General features: G+C 51.6%; 23 protein-coding genes and 2 tRNA genes. 18 read left to right on the top strand and 7 right to left on the bottom strand.

What is annotated here, in order from left to right; all coding sequences use genetic code 11:
• Nucleotides 1–201 precede the first annotated feature (201 nt).
• The 10 genes from JL015_RS19110 (at nucleotide 202) to JL015_RS19060 (ending at nucleotide 7,371) form a co-directional block, all read left to right on the top strand.
• On the top strand, nucleotides 202–1,266 hold the full coding sequence (locus JL015_RS19110; RefSeq protein ID WP_201019541.1) for an NAD(P)-dependent alcohol dehydrogenase: 1,065 nt from the start codon (nucleotides 202–204) through the stop codon (nucleotides 1,264–1,266).
• A 242-nt stretch (nucleotides 1,267–1,508) separates the two neighbouring features.
• Entirely contained in the window at nucleotides 1,509–1,877 is a 369-nt protein-coding gene (locus JL015_RS19105) for a hypothetical protein (RefSeq protein ID WP_201019540.1), read from the top strand.
• 219 nt (nucleotides 1,878–2,096) lie between these two features.
• Nucleotides 2,097–2,459 (top strand): NUDIX hydrolase, encoded by a 363-nt coding sequence (locus JL015_RS19100; RefSeq protein ID WP_025259837.1) that lies wholly within the window; start codon nucleotides 2,097–2,099, stop codon nucleotides 2,457–2,459.
• 206 nt (nucleotides 2,460–2,665) lie between these two features.
• A complete protein-coding gene (locus JL015_RS27755; RefSeq protein WP_236124051.1) occupies nucleotides 2,666–3,622 on the top strand; it encodes a tyrosine-type recombinase/integrase in 957 nt (318 codons plus the stop codon).
• Nucleotides 3,623–4,087: 465 nt separating this feature from the next.
• Nucleotides 4,088–4,357, top strand: a complete 270-nt coding sequence (locus JL015_RS19085) for a hypothetical protein (RefSeq protein ID WP_122321285.1) — start codon at nucleotides 4,088–4,090, stop codon at nucleotides 4,355–4,357.
• 14 nt (nucleotides 4,358–4,371) lie between these two features.
• Nucleotides 4,372–4,797, top strand: a complete 426-nt coding sequence (locus JL015_RS19080) for a hypothetical protein (protein ID WP_122321283.1) — start codon at nucleotides 4,372–4,374, stop codon at nucleotides 4,795–4,797.
• The gene (locus JL015_RS19075; protein ID WP_122321281.1) at nucleotides 4,794–5,057 is read left to right on the top strand and encodes a hypothetical protein; all 264 of its coding nucleotides are present in this window, start codon (nucleotides 4,794–4,796) and stop codon (nucleotides 5,055–5,057) included. The genes JL015_RS19080 and JL015_RS19075 overlap by 4 nt, the downstream gene beginning before the upstream one ends.
• Before the next feature lie 94 nt (nucleotides 5,058–5,151).
• Nucleotides 5,152–5,403, top strand: coding sequence for a hypothetical protein (locus JL015_RS19070; RefSeq protein WP_122321279.1), 252 nt, complete (start codon nucleotides 5,152–5,154; stop codon nucleotides 5,401–5,403).
• A gap of 34 nt (nucleotides 5,404–5,437) precedes the next feature.
• Nucleotides 5,438–6,688, top strand: coding sequence for a hypothetical protein (locus JL015_RS19065; RefSeq protein WP_122321277.1), 1,251 nt, complete (start codon nucleotides 5,438–5,440; stop codon nucleotides 6,686–6,688).
• Nucleotides 6,689–7,023: 335 nt separating this feature from the next.
• A complete protein-coding gene (locus JL015_RS19060) occupies nucleotides 7,024–7,371 on the top strand; it encodes a hypothetical protein (RefSeq protein WP_201019660.1) in 348 nt (115 codons plus the stop codon).
• Between the two features lie 557 nt (nucleotides 7,372–7,928).
• On the opposite strand, the gene JL015_RS19055 is transcribed toward JL015_RS19060, so the two are convergent.
• The gene (locus JL015_RS19055) at nucleotides 7,929–8,246 is read right to left on the bottom strand and encodes a hypothetical protein (RefSeq protein ID WP_201019539.1); all 318 of its coding nucleotides are present in this window, start codon (nucleotides 8,244–8,246) and stop codon (nucleotides 7,929–7,931) included.
• Between the two features lie 550 nt (nucleotides 8,247–8,796).
• Nucleotides 8,797–8,873: transfer RNA gene (locus JL015_RS19050), tRNA-Val, on the bottom strand.
• A 296-nt stretch (nucleotides 8,874–9,169) separates the two neighbouring features.
• Here JL015_RS19050 and JL015_RS19045 point away from each other — a divergent pair.
• Complete coding sequence (locus JL015_RS19045; RefSeq protein WP_025259836.1) at nucleotides 9,170–9,391, top strand: ubiquitin-like protein; 222 nt, start codon at nucleotides 9,170–9,172, stop codon at nucleotides 9,389–9,391.
• A gap of 118 nt (nucleotides 9,392–9,509) precedes the next feature.
• Here JL015_RS19045 and JL015_RS19040 read toward each other — a convergent pair.
• Nucleotides 9,510–9,586: transfer RNA gene (locus tag JL015_RS19040), tRNA-Val, on the bottom strand.
• 182 nt (nucleotides 9,587–9,768) lie between these two features.
• Between JL015_RS19040 and JL015_RS19035 the strand changes: the two genes are divergently transcribed.
• A complete protein-coding gene (locus tag JL015_RS19035; protein ID WP_201019538.1) occupies nucleotides 9,769–11,052 on the top strand; it encodes an NAD(P)/FAD-dependent oxidoreductase in 1,284 nt (427 codons plus the stop codon).
• Between the two features lie 58 nt (nucleotides 11,053–11,110).
• Here the strand turns inward: JL015_RS19035 and JL015_RS19030 are convergent, their stop codons facing one another.
• Nucleotides 11,111–11,701, bottom strand: coding sequence for a peptidase C39 family protein (locus tag JL015_RS19030; RefSeq protein ID WP_374063445.1), 591 nt, complete (start codon nucleotides 11,699–11,701; stop codon nucleotides 11,111–11,113).
• Nucleotides 11,702–11,708: 7 nt separating this feature from the next.
• On the opposite strand from JL015_RS19030, the gene JL015_RS27750 reads away from it, so the two are divergent.
• Nucleotides 11,709–11,888: a hypothetical protein gene (locus JL015_RS27750; protein ID WP_236124047.1), complete on the top strand. Its 180-nt coding sequence runs from the start codon at nucleotides 11,709–11,711 to the stop codon at nucleotides 11,886–11,888.
• A gap of 128 nt (nucleotides 11,889–12,016) precedes the next feature.
• Nucleotides 12,017–12,181: a hypothetical protein gene (locus JL015_RS19025; protein ID WP_201019536.1), complete on the top strand. Its 165-nt coding sequence runs from the start codon at nucleotides 12,017–12,019 to the stop codon at nucleotides 12,179–12,181.
• 73 nt (nucleotides 12,182–12,254) lie between these two features.
• On the opposite strand, the gene JL015_RS19020 is transcribed toward JL015_RS19025, so the two are convergent.
• Together JL015_RS19020 and JL015_RS19015 are read right to left on the bottom strand one after the other, a co-directional pair.
• A complete protein-coding gene (locus JL015_RS19020; RefSeq protein WP_201019535.1) occupies nucleotides 12,255–13,013 on the bottom strand; it encodes a TerC family protein in 759 nt (252 codons plus the stop codon).
• 32 nt (nucleotides 13,014–13,045) lie between these two features.
• The gene (locus tag JL015_RS19015) at nucleotides 13,046–13,288 is read right to left on the bottom strand and encodes a hypothetical protein (RefSeq protein WP_201019534.1); all 243 of its coding nucleotides are present in this window, start codon (nucleotides 13,286–13,288) and stop codon (nucleotides 13,046–13,048) included.
• Nucleotides 13,289–13,420: 132 nt separating this feature from the next.
• Between JL015_RS19015 and nhaR the strand changes: the two genes are divergently transcribed.
• The gene (nhaR, locus tag JL015_RS19010; protein WP_201019533.1) at nucleotides 13,421–14,317 is read left to right on the top strand and encodes a transcriptional activator NhaR; all 897 of its coding nucleotides are present in this window, start codon (nucleotides 13,421–13,423) and stop codon (nucleotides 14,315–14,317) included.
• Nucleotides 14,318–14,319: 2 nt separating this feature from the next.
• On the opposite strand, the gene JL015_RS19005 is transcribed toward nhaR, so the two are convergent.
• Nucleotides 14,320–14,829 carry a DUF1993 domain-containing protein gene (locus JL015_RS19005; protein ID WP_201001977.1) on the bottom strand — a complete coding sequence of 170 codons (510 nt, stop codon included), beginning with the start codon at nucleotides 14,827–14,829 and terminating at the stop codon, nucleotides 14,320–14,322.
• A gap of 155 nt (nucleotides 14,830–14,984) precedes the next feature.
• On the opposite strand from JL015_RS19005, the gene JL015_RS19000 reads away from it, so the two are divergent.
• The 3 genes from JL015_RS19000 to JL015_RS18990 all read left to right on the top strand — a co-directional run bounded on the left by JL015_RS19000 (nucleotide 14,985) and on the right by JL015_RS18990 (nucleotide 16,893).
• Nucleotides 14,985–15,644 (top strand): YceH family protein, encoded by a 660-nt coding sequence (locus tag JL015_RS19000; protein ID WP_201019532.1) that lies wholly within the window; start codon nucleotides 14,985–14,987, stop codon nucleotides 15,642–15,644.
• Between the two features lie 541 nt (nucleotides 15,645–16,185).
• Nucleotides 16,186–16,539 carry a hypothetical protein gene (locus JL015_RS18995; protein WP_025259829.1) on the top strand — a complete coding sequence of 118 codons (354 nt, stop codon included), beginning with the start codon at nucleotides 16,186–16,188 and terminating at the stop codon, nucleotides 16,537–16,539.
• Nucleotides 16,540–16,710: 171 nt separating this feature from the next.
• Nucleotides 16,711–16,893 (top strand): hypothetical protein, encoded by a 183-nt coding sequence (locus JL015_RS18990; RefSeq protein ID WP_201019531.1) that lies wholly within the window; start codon nucleotides 16,711–16,713, stop codon nucleotides 16,891–16,893.
• The last annotated feature ends 84 nt before the right edge of the window (nucleotides 16,894–16,977 follow it).

Below are 16,977 nucleotides of genomic sequence, written 5' to 3'. Positions count from 1 at the left end.
GCAAGCAGGAAGTGCGATTGAACACAAGAAAATACGTATTACCGAGCGTATCAAGGCCTCAGCCCATCAGAAAAGCTGACGGCGCCCGGCACTATCGGTTCATTCAGCAAGTCAAACCCGGTCACATTGCAATACTCGAAGCCTGATCAACAGCTATGCTGGCTTCCGGTTTCTTTCAACCCCACTCCAAAGGTGATCGCAGTGGTCAAGACATACAGCTACGCCGCAAAAGAACCGTCCGACACCCTGAAACCTTACCGCTTTGAACGCCGCACCCCAGGTGCTGACGATGTGCAGATCGATATTCTGTACTGCGGCGTCTGCCACTCGGACCTGCATACCGCACGCAACGAATGGCACAACACGCTCTACCCTTCGGTGCCGGGCCATGAAATCGTTGGCCGGGTCACCGCTGTGGGTGCCGACGTCAAGAACTTCAAGTTAGGAGACCTGGCGGGCGTCGGCTGCATGGTCGACAGTTGCCAACACTGCGCCTCCTGCGCTGAAGGTGAAGAACAATACTGTGAGAGCGGTTTTACCGGCACCTATAACGGCCCGGTCTTTGGTGGCGAAAACACCTTTGGCGGTTACTCCGACAATATCGTCGTCAAGGAGAAATTCGTCCTGCGCATCTCCCACAGCGACAATCTGGCTGCTGTCGCTCCGTTGCTCTGTGCAGGCATCACCACCTACTCACCGCTGCGCCACTGGAAAGTCGGGCCAGGAAAACGGGTCGGTGTCGTCGGCCTTGGCGGGCTGGGTCATATGGCCGTGAAGATTGCCCACGCCATGGGCGCGCATGTGGTGCTGTTCACCACCTCGCCCAACAAGCGTGAAGATGGCCTGCGCCTGGGCGCCGATGAAGTCGTGGTTTCCAAAGACCCTGCCGAAATGGCAGCACAGGCCAACAGCCTGGACTTCATTCTCAATACCGTCGCTGCACCTCACGATCTCGACGCCTTCCTGGGATTGCTCAAGCGTGACGGCACCATGACGCTGGTCGGCGCCCCTGCGGAGCCTCACCCATCACCGGCCGTGTTCGGGCTGATCTTCAAGCGCCGCAGCCTGGCCGGTTCATTGATAGGCGGCATTCAGGAAACCCAGGAAATGCTGGATTTCTGCGCCGAGCACGGCATCGTTTCGGATATCGAAATCATCGCCATGCAGGACATCAACGACGCCTACGAGCGCATGCTCAAGGGTGACGTGAAATATCGCTTCGTGATCGACATGGCCACTCTGAAGCAGGAAGCGTCTGCTGCCTGATAGCGGACATTCAGGCTGTCCGGCAGGATCGGGCAGCCTGTTTTATCATCAGGGCATATGACAAAAAGTCTCGATTCAGCGCATTTAAACAACAAACCTCATCCTTGAAATATCTTGCTGCAAATAACTGCACGCTTCCTCAAACCATTCATCATAAAGCCCTTATCCATCACTTCCCGCTGTTGACACGCCCTTTTATGGGGCGCGCAATAGGTGCTGGATGAAACGACGGGGAAACACACATGGCTAAGATCAATGTTTTAGCGGGTGATTTTCTTCAAGGTAATGGGGAATACCGCTCTGGCACCATTACTCTTGTAACCCCCCTCTTTCCATGGCCTGGAATCTGTTTCAAGCAGAACGAAATCAAGTCAGTGGAAATTGCCAGCAAAGCGTCAAACAGGAAAATGGATGACACCATCGGATTCGGTCTGGCAGGCGCATTGATGCTAGGTCCCGTGGGAGCTGCCGCTGGCATGCTTCTGGCGAGCGAGGAGAAAGAAATAACCTTTGTAGCAACGTTCAAGGACGGCAGAAGCCTGCTCGCTGCCACCGATGAAAAAACCTACCGCAAAATGGCGCAGGATATCCCTGTGTCCGACTTCATGTAAAAGCCCCCACTGCCTGACAAGAGCCCGGTCCTGCGCCGGGCTCTTTCGTTATGCCCCGACTATTCTTTTTTCAACAAGCGTTCTGGCACCGATTGTGCTTGGTGAAAGATTAACTTTTTATTACATTTTTATGACATTGCATTCTGTTATCTCAACAGATTCAAGTTTCAGGGCAAGCGTGCAGATATCAAGAATGACTGGACGTTAACAGGTGGAAAGATGAAAGAACGAGCAACAGTCATCTGCAAGCGTGACGACCAGATCCTCTACGTTCGCAAACCAAAATCGAAATGGGCATTGCCCGGCGGCAGGATCGAAGCGGGAGAAACGCCAGCCCAGGCAGCCGTGCGCGAACTGAGTGAGGAAACGGGCCTTGAAAACCTGGACCTCATGTATGTGGATGAATACGAAAAGGATCGGGTCATTCACCACATATTCACAGCCGTGATCCCCTCCTCCAGCGAGCCCTCGCCACGGAACGAGATTGCCGCCTGCAAATGGCTCGCGACGGGAAACATCAGCGACCTCAAGGCAAGCACAGCGACCAAATCCATCGTCAAATCGTTTGCCCGGCCCAAATAGGGTCGGGTTTCAATCTGCGCAAACGAAAAAAGGGCGACCCTTTCGGATCGCCCTTCTTCACCGCCCAGCAGAGCGGATTTTGTTTGGTAGGCGCGATTGGACTCGAACCAACGACCCCCACCATGTCAAGAAGGCAGCCTGCTGTCTATAGCCCTTGTGGTTCTAGGCCCTGAGAGAACGCCCATTCACACTATGAGGCGTCAAATATGGCTAACATCCGTTCCCTTCCTTCTGGTAACTGGAATGCTCAGGTACGTATCAAGGGCAGACCTGCTCAATCAGCCACCTTCCCTACTCAAGCTGAGGCTCAGGCATGGGCTGACAAACAGGAAGCGATTCACAAGGACCACAAGCATCACACCATACTCACGCTAGGCATGACCTATTGTGAGTCCCACCTCAAGGGCAAGGGCAGCTATGACCATGCCATCCAGATTGTTGAGCAGCTTGCTCAAGCCTTCCCCCAGCCCATCCATGAAATCACCCCTCAAATGATTAATGACTTCAAGCTGAGACGCTTACAGACAGTGAAGGCTGCTACCTGTAGGCATCAGCTAGCGTTCCTCTCTCGGTTCTTCAAATATGCAAAGCGGGGCTTGCTGATAGACATAGCTAACCCCGTACAGGAAATAGTCCTGCCAAAGCCAGGAAAGTCGAGTGACAAGGTAGTGACCACTGGTGAGCTACACATAATCCTCAATGAGCTGTCACCTACCATGGGGTTGATAGCTGAACTCGCATATGAAACAGCCATGAGGCGTTCGGAGATATTGAAGCTGACAGTTAACTGCTTGCATCTGGATCAACGTATAGCGGATGTTGTAGATGGGAAAAATGGGACACGCTCTGTTCCTCTTACCTTTCGTGCTGTAGAGCTATTCAGAGAAGCTATGAGGCGTGCTGTAGCTGAGCGCATACCCAAAGGAAGGTTATTCACTGTAGCGCCCCGTAGCGTCTCACAGGCTATCAGGCGGGCACGTATCGCAACCAACTTAGACAGTAGTGTAAGACTGCACCAATTGAGACATACAAGAATAACCAATGTAGCCAAGAAAGGTTTTAACAATGCTCAGATAATGATTGTGTCGGGGCACAGAGATACGAGATCGGTAGCCAGATACTCTCACTTGAATGCCAAGGACGTTCTCCATCTAATTGATTGAGCCCTTACAAGCCCTCTGGCGAGGCGTAAGGAACCGCCCTCGCCAGACTATAACTTTATACACAGCACCTCCCCAACAGGCTTACTTATAGGCACCAGCCATACCACAACAAACTCACCATGAGTATGCTTGAGCCATTGCTATCGAAAAATAATTTATTTTTGCATGCAGCAAATTTCCTAAAAAACCACTCTAGTATATTACTAGTAGAGAAAATATCTCTGCTACATTTTTAGGCACCCCTCCAAAAATCAGGCACAGTTATTAAAATCACCTCCTCAACTCCCACACCAAACCAGACTGTAACTCCGAGCAGCAACCTCTCCCAGCTTTCTATTTTCATACAAGTTATGAGATAGAGACAACTTGTGGTTTCACCCAGATAATATTACGAGCCGTAAACTCTAGACATCCATGGGAAACACAACAAGGAGAGCCCTTCATAAAACCAAAGAGACAATAGCAATGAGCATAACACTTGAACAGATTGTAGCAATCCAACACCAGCAGCTTAATACATTTCCAAGGAAGATCATCTACTTGATGGTGCGTAACCAAGCCGACCAAGAAGGTTGGTCTACCATCTCAGGTAATGACTTCTGTGTAGCATCTGCTCTCTCCCGTCGCTCTGTAGAAGGCGTGATTAAACACCTGATTAAATCAGGTCTGGTAGAGCGTAGAAAGTCTGGACCGAATCAAACATCTCCTTTCCAGTATCGGACCATTACATTTTAAGAAGGAAACACAGTATGAATTATACCCACAACGACCTAGTAACCATTGCCCAAGAAACTGGACGCAGTGTCGAAGAAATCGAAGAGATTGCAAAGAACTCAGGTTGGCAGCTATCAGAGAAACCTAAGACTTTACGAAGCCTTGACAACTCCAAGGACGCTGTAGCAATGATGAAACAGATCAAAGAGCAAACATTACAGCGCCTCTACAGAGATGACCCTTTCATTCGAGAGGGGATTAATGCCCAAGCAGCCATTGAGGCAGCCAGACAAACACGCAAGAACACCGAGCCTAACAATAACATCTACGACGAGAATGGACATTTTCAAGGTGTAAACAAAAGCATCATTAGCGGACCAGCGGCTACAGGAAAAAATCAAGCTGACGCAATGAAGGCTATCAAAGCCAATATTTATAAACGACTGGGGGCTGAGCAATGAACTGTTACCGATCAGAAGGTGAGCGACAATACCTTGAACATCGCAAGGCCGAGCTAGAGAAAACTATTAAAGCTGTTGCCTTGAAGAACGACAGCCCTGTAGGTGAGATTAAAACCTACAAGGGCGTTCAATACCAGATGAATCAGAGAGGTAATTTCCTCTGCATCAATCCTCGCCCTGAGCTGGAAGGTGTATTTACTACAGCCTTTATTCTACACAACGTTGTTGACGAACTAGAAAGACTTAAGCCCAAGAAATGAATACGGGTACAAGCTGGGCTATTACAGCAATCATCATGCATGCAACATGCATAATCTTACTTACCATAGCTATACTTATCATAGGCGCCATGATATGGCTCAATTAAATTCAGAAGAAGACTTCATCCTCATACCTAACTACCAATCCCCCCTCAGAGCTATCATCCCCATTAAGATTAAGCGCAAGGTAGTTAGAGAAATAATGACGGCCAAGGGTAATCCTGACGCTATCTACGCATTAGCTCTAAAGCATAGAATGTCTTTGCAAGCTGTAGGCCATTTAACTTGGCAGACGGAGAAGTATATTAATGAAGCACCAGCAGTTAGCCCTAACTACAAGGTGTGATTACTCATACAAAAAACCATAGAGAGAGTAACGTTTGGTAACTATTATAGATGCTGTATGCGGTGCAGGCAAAACCACTTGGGTCTTTGACCACATTAAGAAAAACAAAGAAAAACGCTGGCTATTCGTTTCTCCTTACCTATCAGAAGTAGGAGACGGCAAAACCAAAGGACGCATCCAGCTAGAGCTACCAAACTTAGACTTTAAATCTCCCGGAACCAGCGGCCTTAGCAAGTCTTCTCACTTAAAATCCCTTCTCTCCTGTGGTCACAACATTGCATGCACCCATGCTCTGTTTGAAGACATAGACAAGGACACTATCCAAATCATCTACGAAAATGACTACCATCTAATCATAGACGAAACGATAGACATGATTGAGGTGTGGAAGGAGTATCACCCGCAAGACATTACAGCGCTAGCTGAGGCTGGCATGATACACATCGCTGAAAATGGCAGGGTTGAGTGGAATCACCTCAAATACCCCAACTATAAAGGTCGCGATCTGTCAGTTAAAAACAAATGCGATGCAGGCTCCCTATGGTTATATGGAGATACTATCTTCATTGCGCGCACACCACCTTGCGTTATCAATGCAGCCAAGACCACTACCATTCTGACATACCTGTTTGAAGGTAGCCTAATGGCTGCATGGTTGAAGATCAACGACCTTGAATATGCTTATCACTACCCTACCGAGCTACGCTCTGAGAATGAGATAAAGCGTATCATCAAGCAGAAACTGAAAATCATCAATACACCTAAGAAAGTTTTAGACATACAGACTGACAGTAAGGGTATGTATGCACCACATACCTTCTCTTACTCTTGGTTTGAGAACGCAAGTGACGAAACACTAAAAACCTTTGGGGCTAGCCTGGAGAACACCAGACAGAAGGTAATGCCTAAAGGCTCATATTTCTGGACTGCGCCTATAGGCTCCTCTCCTTACCAAAAACTTAAAGTAATGGCACATAAGCGCTGGCAGACTGACCTAGAAGGTAATGACGATTCCAAACATAGAACCTTCATACCTTGGAACACCAGAGCAACCAATGAATTTGCAGATCGAATCAATTGCATCTACGCATACAACATCTACCCTAACGTAATCATCATCCAGCATTACAAGACATTGGGGATAGAGATTGACTCAGAGAGATATGCCCTAGGCTTTCTCCTGCAATTCATATTCAGAGGTTCAATCAGAACACACAACGATATGAATCTACTGATAGCCAGCGAGCGAATGAGAAAACTACTAGAAAACTGGCTAGAAGTTTAGTGACAAGAAAATGGCAATTCTTTGTCACCAAATTAGAATTAGCCCTTGATTTACGCGACCTACAGAGGCGCTCCCTTAAAGATTTATAAATAGAAGACAAGTCCTTCTATCAATTATGCTCAGATACATTACAAACAACTTCCTTATACTTGAAATCAAAAGCAACTTCGGCATAGCCGAAAAGAGCACGCATTAAAAAAAAGATCAAAAGCGGAACACCTACCAGTGCCTTTGCCCTTCTCTTTGATGCGTTGCCACTCCGTGGCGTGCTCTTGCTTCTGCCGTCACGCAGTGACTCCTGCTGAAAGCCAACCACTACCCTCAAGAGAAAAAAAATGAATATTAAAGAAATATACAAGAAGGAATATATCGAAGCCTTCTCGCACATTGAGCTAGCAGAGAAGATAGGCGTAAGCCTCTCCCTTCTAGATAGCCATGCCGAGCTTCAAGGCTGGAAAGAAGAACATAGACTCTACTGGTTTGACAAGTCGGTGGAGCAACTTAAGGTTGAGCTTATCAATGGTAACGTTGTAGCAGTGAAGGAAATGCTTAAGCTTGCTGGTATGGCCCGACCTGTGGGACGCCCTAAAAAAGCAGACGTAGAAAAGTATCTTAATATTAAGGCTAAGATAGACAATGAGTTTGATGCAGATGTTAAGCGTATGGCTCTAGTCAAGCCGTAGAATTATTTATTAATTGAGGTGATAGGCATTAACCTCAGAGCACAACCACCACTTTTCTATCTATACTTACGAAACAGATAAAGCCTCAACACCCACATGACTATCGCTCGAATCACAAACGCTGAGAGCACCAATAATAAAGCGCCTACCACCTTGCCTTTGAATATGGCAATCATGATTGATGCAATAATCGTAGAAAGTAGCAGAAAATTACATAGCAACCCTAAAGGGTGGAATGCAGAAGTTGACTTAAATATAAGTCTTGTTAATTCAGGCGTTGATTCTTGCATTCAACTCTCCCCTTGAATTAAAGGCATAGTAGAATCAAAGAGAGCGTTAAGCTCTAACTGTACCTATGCCCTCTTAGGGTGCTCAATGCGTTTCCACACTGGGGAGTTCTACTAACCATCCTCCCATTGTCCTCTTAGCGTTCATATCACCACTACGCCATTGAAGGCTACGCTATGACACTACTAACATTGAGGTGCACCCTACTGGCACATACAGTTTACCTGTGAAGCTAGGCAGGCCCGTTTGCCGAAGGCATTAAGATACGCTCAAGAAGAACGTAAGTCAAGATTAGCCTTAGCTAATAGAAATCGGTTTATATTCTCTTGGGCCTGGCTAATAAGTTTCTGCTTACCGAAGCGACGCTCTAAACCAAGAAGACCGAGTGATAAATAGTCGCACGAATGGTATGCAACCTCTTCCAGAGCAACACCCTGAGACCGCAAATGATACAACCTTAACATGTGCTGACTGCAACCACCCTCTTCCATAGCGCCATGATACAATCTACGATTAACACCCAGATAATCTGCCACTTCATTACCGAACGACTTACCTTTCCAAGCCCAATATATTCCCTTAAACATTCTCAATTCCTTAATTTTCACTAGATGCAGCTACAGAGTTTTTTCTAGAAAATAATACGTAGCATTGCATAGATAGCACTAACCCCCACACCCCCGCCTCCCCTTATGCGCTCATAGCGTCCCAGCCAGAAATGAAGGCATACCTTCCCACTAAACAGACACATGCACTGACTGTCCGCTTCTCTCATGCGTACACAACTCATTAGCTTGAGTGCCACAGGCGCTTAGCTCACAGCCCCACAGCAGGCACGCAGCTCAGTTGGTTAGAAGCCTGCCATTGTGAGGCACGAACAATGAGCACCACCTTAACAAGAAGGTGTTCCAGCCTTTGAAATCAATTGGTTAGGCTAGGTCGTTCACAATTTCTTGTGTGAACGCTGGTGTGAACGTCACTGTGAATGATGTGTGAACGCTCACCACTGGCCAAATTTTCTGTTCACGTTGCCTTCTGTGAACACTGCCTGTAATTTGTGAACGTTTTCTCAGGAACGAAAAAAGGGCGACCCTTTCGGATCGCCCTTCTTCACCGCCCAGCAGAGCGGATTTTGTTTGGTAGGCGCGATTGGACTCGAACCAACGACCCCCACCATGTCAAGGTGGTGCTCTAACCAACTGAGCTACGTGCCTGCTGTGGGAGCGCATTCTACGGATATTGAAAAAGGTGTCAACGGATTTTTGCAGTAACCCACTGATATATTCAAATTTTTAGCTCTGAATTCAGTACATGCCATCAGACGCAAGCTCCGGCAAGGGCATCAAGCCAACTGTCTGAAAGCGCACGGCGCTGACAGTTCTGTCAGTTCCCGTCATTTCCCCCCACTTTTAATCTGTACGCACGCGCGCAAGCGAATGTAGCTATCTGCACGAACACGTTCAAGGCACTCCTGTTCGCGTCTCCTATGCCATTCACGCCAGGTGACGAAATGATTATTTATGCAAAGAAATTGACCGGAGAACTCTGGGAACTGGATGTTGAACCCTCAGATACGATCAGTAACGTGAAATGCAAGATTCAGGATAAATCTGGCATTTCCCCCGAAGCACAGAGGCTTATCTTTGCCGGGAAACAGCTTGAAGATCAGAGAAGCCTGAGCGATTACAACATTCAGAAGGAGAGCACCATATATGTTGTAATCCGACTCTAGACATAAAGCTCTGGCGCAATACCCATAGACAACCGGCATCATGCACTTCACGGTCGAACGAAAAAAGGGCGACCCTTTCGGATCGCCCTTCTTCACCGCCCAGCAGAGCGGATTTGTTTGGTAGGCGCGATTGGACTCGAACCAACGACCCCCACCATGTCAAGGTGGTGCTCTAACCAACTGAGCTACGTGCCTGCTGTGGGTGCGCATTCTACGGACATTGGCTGGCCTGTCAATCTCTTTTTCAGCTAAGCCTATGAATTCGCAACGCTTTTAGGTGCTGCGCAGGTAAATATGTTTTATCCCGTGGCTGGCAGAGGTTTTTTAACTGGGGTAGGATCACGGCACTCGTCAAGAATTTTAAACGGAGCTTCAGGATGGCGAACACGCTCTATCCGCAGTCCTACTACGCCGCATCAGCCAATCCGGTCCCGGAACGTCCTGCCTTGCAGGGTGAAGTGGAGACGGACGTATGCGTCATCGGCGCAGGCTATACAGGGTTGTCCAGCGCCCTCTTCCTGCTTGAGCATGGCTTCAGAGTCACCGTGCTGGAGGCCGCGAAGGTCGGCTTTGGCGCCTCGGGCCGTAACGGCGGGCAGATCGTCAACAGCTATAGCCGCGATATCGATGTCATCGAGCGCAGCGTAGGCCCCAAACAGGCGCAACTGCTGGGGCAGATGGCATTCGAGGGCGCGGCGATCATTCGAGATCGTGTTTCCCGTTACGGTATTCAATGCGACCTGAAGGACGGCGGCGTATTCGCAGCCCTGACCAACAAGCAGATGGCGCATCTGGAAGCTCAGAAGCGTTTGTGGGAACGCTATGGGCATTCGCATCTGGAGCTGATGGATAAAAACCGCATCCGCGAAGTCGTTGCCTGCGAGCAATATATCGGCGGCATGCTGGACATGACCGGCGGCCATATCCATCCACTGAACCTGGCGCTGGGCGAAGCGACTGCCGTGGAATCGCTGGGCGGTGTCATCCATGAACAATCGGCGGCGATCCGTATCGAACGTGGCGCCAACCCGGTCGTGCATACGGCACAAGGGAAAGTCCGGGCCAGATTCATCATCGTGGCCGGCAATGCCTATCTGGGCAATCTGGTGCCGGAACTGGCGGCCAAGTCGATGCCATGCGGCACTCAGGTGATCACCACCGAACCGCTGACCGAAGAGCTGGCCAAATCCCTGCTGCCTCAGGATTACTGCGTCGAGGACTGTAATTACCTGCTGGACTACTACCGCCTCAGCGCCGACAAGCGCCTGATCTTTGGGGGTGGCGTGGTCTATGGCGCCCGCGACCCGGCCAATATCGAAGCCATCATTCGTCCCAAGATGCTCAAGGCCTTCCCGCAACTCAAGGATGTGAAGATCGATTACGCCTGGACCGGCAATTTCCTGCTGACCCTGTCACGACTTCCGCAGGTCGGGCGCCTGGGCGACAACATCTATTACTCTCAGGGTTGCAGCGGGCATGGCGTGACCTACACCCATCTGGCAGGCAAAGTGCTCGCCGAAGCCTTGCGCGGACAGGCCGAGCGATTCGATGCATTCGCTGACCTGCCCCACTACCCCTTCCCCGGTGGCCAGTTGTTGCGCACACCGCTTACGGCATTGGGTGCCTGGTATTACAGCCTGCGCGACAGGCTGGGCTTCTGATACTCGGCTTCAGAGTGAAAACCGCCTATATCGGGGTTTTCACTCTGCAAGGCCAAACTTATTTAACACCCTGGCGCGCCAACGCCTTGACCGCCTCACCCGCCGCCTGCTCCTGTCCCGCCAGGGACACTTCATTGGCAGCTTTCAGCCAGCGCTGCTGATCCACATTGGCAGGCAGTTGCCTAGGCCCCTGAATCAGGACAGCCCAGCTACCCGCATCCTTCCAGGCAGAGCTGAAGCTGCCAAAGCTCATCATCTGCCGACGGTTCATGCCCGCCTGCAACAGCACCGTCTGCTTGATGCGGTTATAGCCAACGAGCACGACATAGCGAGGCCCTTTCCACCAGGCCGAGCCTTCGGACATGCGCAGCATCACCGGATATCCCGCCGAAACCTGCTCCAGCAGAGCGTGCAGCTCACCATCGAGGGGGTAGACCACAAAGCCATATTGGCGCGCCACGTTCTGCATGCTGCTTTCAAGACGGCCTTCGCCGCCCGGCAATTGCAGAGGTTTGTCGAGCAGGCCGGGGGTAATCAGCACCTGATGGTTGGACAGCATGCTCGCCAGTGCGCCCGGCCCGCTTTGGTAGGCATTGCCCCGGAAGAACGGCACGGAGTTGAGTTCGACCCGATCCGGCAGACGCTGGATTTGCGGGGTGACCATCGAAGCGCAGGCGGCCAGGCTCAGTGCCAGGGCAATCACCCATGACCGCCGGGATCTGGCGGCGTTGAACAAAAAGGATACCGGCAGCATTTTCACTCACTTCAACTGGCGTCAGGCAACACGCGACCTGACTCGGACGTCGATCATAGAGCCGCGCAAGGCATGGGTATAGCCTTCTCACGCAGTCAGAGTGTCTGGATAGATCAAATCGATCATAGCCGTCAATTAATCGAAACATGTGAGGGACTAGACTGTCAGTTATTCAGACAGCAAGAAGATGCAGCAAATGCGGAGGCGCTTATGAGCCTGGAAATGACAATCGTGATGCTGATCATGGCATGGCTGATGGTTGCAGGTGCCATGCTTTGGGGAGTTCTGCGAATTTCTCGCCGCCATCATCCTCGTCCGGTGCGACCGACCCCAGTGGTCCGGCTGGAAAAAAGACAGCCTGCAACAGCCCACTGATTACCGTCCATGAAATGAAAAATGGTCGGCCCCATTACAGGGCCGACCATTTTTTACATTACCGCCCCAGGTATCAGGCGTTGGCAGCTTCAGCAGCAGCCTTTTTACGCTTGGCCTTGCGAGCCAGGATGTTGAGGATCTCAACCGCTGCCGAGAACGTCATGGCGGCGTAGATGTAGCCTTTAGGTACATGGGCACCAAAACCTTCAGCGATCAGTGTCATACCGATCATGATCAGGAAGCCCAGCGCCAGCATCACCACCGTCGGGTTGTCATTGATGAACTTGGCCAACGGGTTGGCAGCCACCATCATCACGATCACAGCAGACACCACAGCGATAATCATGATCGGCAAGTGTTCGGTCATGCCCACCGCAGTGATGATACTGTCGATGGAGAACACCAGGTCCAGCAGCAGGATCTGGAAGATCGCCGCGCCCATGCTCAGCGTCACAGCAGACCCGATGGTCTTTTCCTGCTCGGCCTTGCTGTCCATGCTGTGATGGATTTCAGTGGTCGCTTTCCAGACCAGGAACAGGCCACCCGCGATCAGGATCATGTCCTTCCAGGAGAACGCCTGGCCGAGTACTTCGATCACAGGTTCGGTCAACTGGACAATGAAGGCCACGGTACTGAGCAGGCCCAGACGCATGATCAAGGCCGCACTGATACCCAGGCGACGGGCCTTGGCACGCTGATGCTCAGGTAACTTGTTGGTCAGGATGGAGATGAAGATCAGGTTATCGATACCCAATACGACTTCCATCACCACCAGCGTGGCCAAGGCAATCCAGGCTGCGGGACTTGTAGCGAGTTCCAAAAGGTATTCCATAGATCGTGTCCTGCTTGAGCCAATATTAAGCGTTAGATTTCTTTACCAGACTTCTCTTCGGGAGACTCGGGCTGTTTCTTGGGTTCAAGTACCGAAAGATCCTTGCGGGTATCTTCAAGCGCCTTGGTTGCAGCTTCATGGGTATCGTCAATCGCCTGCTTGGCTGTGTTGGCAGCCGTATCCAGAATCTGTTTGGTCGATGTTTCAACCTGGTCACAGCCCGCCATTACAACCAGCGAACATGTCAGCAATGCGGCGTAAATGGGTTTGATCATGTTTCCCTCGATAAGCAAGGCCGGACATCACCTTTGGTCCGGCGTCAGCGAAGCATTCTAGGGACATGGAAACATCAGAAAAATTCGATTTTTCAAGGTGTATACTTCGGTTTTACCGAATCGGCAATCTTTATGCTCAACTATCGCCAACTCCACTATTTCTGGGTCGTGGCCAAGACCGGCAGTATCGTGCGCGCCTGCGAACAATTGAACCTCACGCCCCAGACCATCAGCGGCCAGATCAGCCTGTTCGAGGAGACACTGGGCGTCGATCTCTTTCGCCGTGTAGGCCGGCAACTGGAACTGACCGAAGCAGGTCGCCTGGCACTGCCCTATGCCGAACAGATGTTCCAACTGGGTAATGAGCTGGAAACCATGCTGCGCTCACAGCCCGACGAGCAACAGATCCTGTTTCGCATCGGCGTTGCAGATGTCGTCCCCAAATCCATCGTCTATCGCCTGATCGCCCCCACCATGGAACTCGAAGAGTCGATTCGCATCACCTGCCGCGAAGACAAGCTCGAACGCCTGCTGGCCGACCTGGCAATCCAGAAACTGGACATGGTGATTTCTGACAGCCCTATGCCACCACATCTGGACATTAAAGGCTACAACCAGAAACTGGGAGAATGCGGTGTCAGCTTCTTCGCGACCCGAGGCGTCGCTGAAAATCTGTGGGGAGACTTTCCGCAGAGCATGCATGGCGCACCGCTATTGATTCCTGGGCAGGACACTGTGGTGCGCGGCAGATTGATGCGCTGGTTCGCCGAACAGAAAATCCAGCCGCGGATTATCGGCGAGTTTGATGACAGCGCCTTGATGAAGGCTTTCGGCAAATCCGGCAGCGGCGTGTTCGTCGCCCCCAGCGTGATCGCCGATGAAGTGCAGAACCAATATGACGTGCAGATCATTGGCCAGACCGAATCAGTCACCGAGTCGTTCTATGCCATTACCGTCGAACGCAAGGTCAAGCACCCCGGCATTGTCGCCATTACCGAGAGTGCTCGAAACAAGCTATTTACCGACTGAGCTTAAAACTTGCCCATGTAATCGCGCTTGCCGATTTCCACGCCATTGTGGCGAAGCAGGTCGTAAGCGGTGGTGACATGGAAGAAGAACTGCGGCAAGGCATAGCTCAACAGATAAGCCTGGCCGTTGAGGCGTTTTTCCTTGTCAGTGCCAGGACGCAGGACGACTTCAATACCTTCCTTGCCGTCGACATCCTGCGCCTTGATGCTGCCGATGAAGGCCAGAGTCTTGGCGATCAGGGCTTGCAGATCGGCAAAGGTGGTTTCGGAGTCTTCGTATTTTGGGATCTCGACACCAGCCAGACGAGCCGAAGCGCCCTTGGCGAAGTCGACAGCGATCTGGATCTGACGGGTGAAAGGCAGCATGTCCGGGAACAGACGCGCCTGCAGAAGGGCTTCAGGCTGGATTTTCTTCTCGGTAGCGTGGGCCTCGGCTTTGACCAGAACGTCATTCAGCGCGTTGAGCATTTGCTGGAATACAGGAACGGAAGCGGCGTACAGGGAAATAGACATGACAAATCCTGAAAGTGAAAGTCAGGAATTATAGACATGCTCTTCAGGAAAGATGGCGAGTCTTTTTCCATTCCACACAACGAGCCAGCGGCGCACTGGATATAATTCAGCGCAGCCCATAGGCTGACACCCCGCCATCGCTCAGGGAAAGCGTAATGACCACCGAATCCTCTTCAATCGAATCAGCCGATGCCACCCAAGCGCTGCAACTCAACAGCACCGAAGTACGCATTCTCGGCTGCCTGATCGAAAAACAGGCCACCAGCCCGGAAACCTACCCGCTGACACTCAACGCCCTGGTCATTGCCTGCAACCAGAAAACCAGCCGCGACCCGGTGATGAACCTGACCCAGGGCCAGGTTGGCCAAAGCCTGCGCGCCCTGGAAAACCTTGGGCTGGCCCGCCTGGTCATGGGCAGCCGCGCCGATCGCTGGGAACACAAGGTCGACAAGCATCTGGAACTGGTGCCCGCGCAAGTGATCCTGAGCGGGCTGCTATTTTTGCGTGGCCCGCAAACCACCAACGAACTGCTGACACGCAGTAACCGAATGCACGACTTCGAAGACAGCGAACAAGTCGTCCACCAACTGGACCGCCTCATCGCCCGAGGCCTGGCAACCCTGCTGCCACGCCAGGCCGGCCAGCGGGAAGATCGCTACATGCATTCACTGGGAGATCCGGCCGACCTGGAGGAACTGCTGGCTGCACGGCAAAACCAGCCGGAACGGGTATCGGCATCTGCATCGAGCGAGCGGATCGATGAACTTGAGGCACGGATTGCGGCGCTTGAGGAGCGGTTGGCGAGGCTAGAGTGAGGGGACTAGCGGATTTATCCGCGAGAAGGTATTTCAAACTGTATATCTCTGACGGATGCACAGGCCCTTCGCGAATAAATTCGCTCCTAAGTCTGCTGCGCGACAGCGCGATGTCAAGAACACAGCGGAGCCTCCTGCACAAATCAACACTCGGCTAATGACAAAGGTCAATCCTGCTCGTAAGCCTGCCCCCGAACTCGCCCTTGCTATCTTTGGTTTTATATCAATGCGGCGCTTAGACGCCTTGGCTTGGACGAGTCTCTGCAACTCTCCCACCCGCACCAGTCGCCAACATCAAACCCGCGCCTCTCTCATCTACACCTTTCCCCCAAACGGTATTGGATTAACTCCCCGGTGCAGGCGTAGAATCGCTCCACAGATTCGCGATGGACAAGCCACACAAAACATCGCCAGCCCCCTTACACAAAATTTACCTAACGGCTTCGCAGTTTTCTCAAATTACGATGTCTTAGAGTTATCCCGTGGCAGTGCTTGAGCGTAATGCAGGCCCGCGACAACGGGTTGAGAGCGAGGAACAGTCATGATTCGTCATATCCCCAAAATTGCCTTGTTTATTGGTGCCCTGGCACTGGCAGGTCAAGCCAACGCTGATCGTGGCTGGGGTGGGCCCGCCGTACTGGGCGCAATCGTTGGCGCTGCCGTGGTTGGAGCGGCTGTTTCGTCCAGCCGTGACAGGACAGTGTATGTAGAGCGCCAGCCGGTCTATGTTCAACCGCAGCCGGTTTACTACGCTCCACCTCCTCCGCCAGTGGTTTACTACCAGCCGGCACCCGCTTATGAGGTTGTGGAACGCTACCCGGCTCCGCCACCGGTCTACTACCGTCGCTATGCACCGCCGCCAGCCTACTATGGCCCGCCACGCGGTCACTGGTAACCCACAAAAAAACCCCGCTTTGGCGGGGTTTTTCGTTTCTTTGTCATGAGTCGGGGGTGGAGCGTCAAGGCTTGGGAACCTCGCGCTCATCAATGACCACTATCGAGAGCGATGATTTTTACCAGAGACGATGGCTGCGTAAAGTAGCGCCATCGATTGATGGAGACAGCCATGAACAAGGTTCAGATCATGTCAGTAGTTGGCAGCGCCGTACCAGCCACACTCAGAGAACGCGGCCTGCTGGCCTGCTGGTATCTGATGCACAACGGCGAGCCCGTCAGCGGCCCTTTCGCTTCACTGCCTGCAGCCAAGGCCAGTTCCGAGAAACTGGAAAGCAACATGCTCAACGGCTGAATGCAGTACCCGGCTTTAACGAACTTCGTGCGTTGCTCCGCACATCCCCTTGCCCACATCCTTTGATGTGGGCTTTTTTATGGG

The sequence above is a fragment of the Pseudomonas cichorii genome, assembly GCF_015471405.1.
GTDB classification, from domain to species: Bacteria; Pseudomonadota; Gammaproteobacteria; order Pseudomonadales; family Pseudomonadaceae; genus Aquipseudomonas; species Aquipseudomonas serbiensis.
This window is presented reverse-complemented; position numbering and strand designations above follow the sequence as displayed.

Bases quoted from the DNA above. Each gene is read 5' to 3' on its own strand.
- JL015_RS19100 (WP_025259837.1), top strand. From the start codon at position 2,097: ATGAAAGAACGAGCAACAGTCATCTGCAAGCGTGACGACCAGATCCTC.
- JL015_RS19105 (WP_201019540.1), top strand. From the start codon at position 1,509: ATGGCTAAGATCAATGTTTTAGCGGGTGATTTTCTTCAAGGTAATGGG.
- JL015_RS19035 (WP_201019538.1), top strand. From the start codon at position 9,769: ATGGCGAACACGCTCTATCCGCAGTCCTACTACGCCGCATCAGCCAAT.
- JL015_RS19070 (WP_122321279.1), top strand. From the start codon at position 5,152: ATGGCTCAATTAAATTCAGAAGAAGACTTCATCCTCATACCTAACTAC.
- JL015_RS19080 (WP_122321283.1), top strand. From the start codon at position 4,372: ATGAATTATACCCACAACGACCTAGTAACCATTGCCCAAGAAACTGGA.
- JL015_RS19085 (WP_122321285.1), top strand. From the start codon at position 4,088: ATGAGCATAACACTTGAACAGATTGTAGCAATCCAACACCAGCAGCTT.
- JL015_RS19005 (WP_201001977.1), bottom strand. From the start codon at position 14,829: ATGTCTATTTCCCTGTACGCCGCTTCCGTTCCTGTATTCCAGCAAATG.
- nhaR (WP_201019533.1), top strand. From the start codon at position 13,421: ATGCTCAACTATCGCCAACTCCACTATTTCTGGGTCGTGGCCAAGACC.
- JL015_RS19000 (WP_201019532.1), top strand. From the start codon at position 14,985: ATGACCACCGAATCCTCTTCAATCGAATCAGCCGATGCCACCCAAGCG.
- JL015_RS19075 (WP_122321281.1), top strand. From the start codon at position 4,794: ATGAACTGTTACCGATCAGAAGGTGAGCGACAATACCTTGAACATCGC.
- JL015_RS18995 (WP_025259829.1), top strand. From the start codon at position 16,186: ATGATTCGTCATATCCCCAAAATTGCCTTGTTTATTGGTGCCCTGGCA.
- JL015_RS19055 (WP_201019539.1), bottom strand. From the start codon at position 8,246: ATGTTTAAGGGAATATATTGGGCTTGGAAAGGTAAGTCGTTCGGTAAT.
- JL015_RS19060 (WP_201019660.1), top strand. From the start codon at position 7,024: ATGAATATTAAAGAAATATACAAGAAGGAATATATCGAAGCCTTCTCG.
- JL015_RS19015 (WP_201019534.1), bottom strand. From the start codon at position 13,288: ATGATCAAACCCATTTACGCCGCATTGCTGACATGTTCGCTGGTTGTA.
- JL015_RS18990 (WP_201019531.1), top strand. From the start codon at position 16,711: ATGAACAAGGTTCAGATCATGTCAGTAGTTGGCAGCGCCGTACCAGCC.
- JL015_RS19025 (WP_201019536.1), top strand. From the start codon at position 12,017: ATGAGCCTGGAAATGACAATCGTGATGCTGATCATGGCATGGCTGATG.
- JL015_RS19045 (WP_025259836.1), top strand. From the start codon at position 9,170: ATGATTATTTATGCAAAGAAATTGACCGGAGAACTCTGGGAACTGGAT.
- JL015_RS19020 (WP_201019535.1), bottom strand. From the start codon at position 13,013: ATGGAATACCTTTTGGAACTCGCTACAAGTCCCGCAGCCTGGATTGCC.
- JL015_RS27755 (WP_236124051.1), top strand. From the start codon at position 2,666: ATGGCTAACATCCGTTCCCTTCCTTCTGGTAACTGGAATGCTCAGGTA.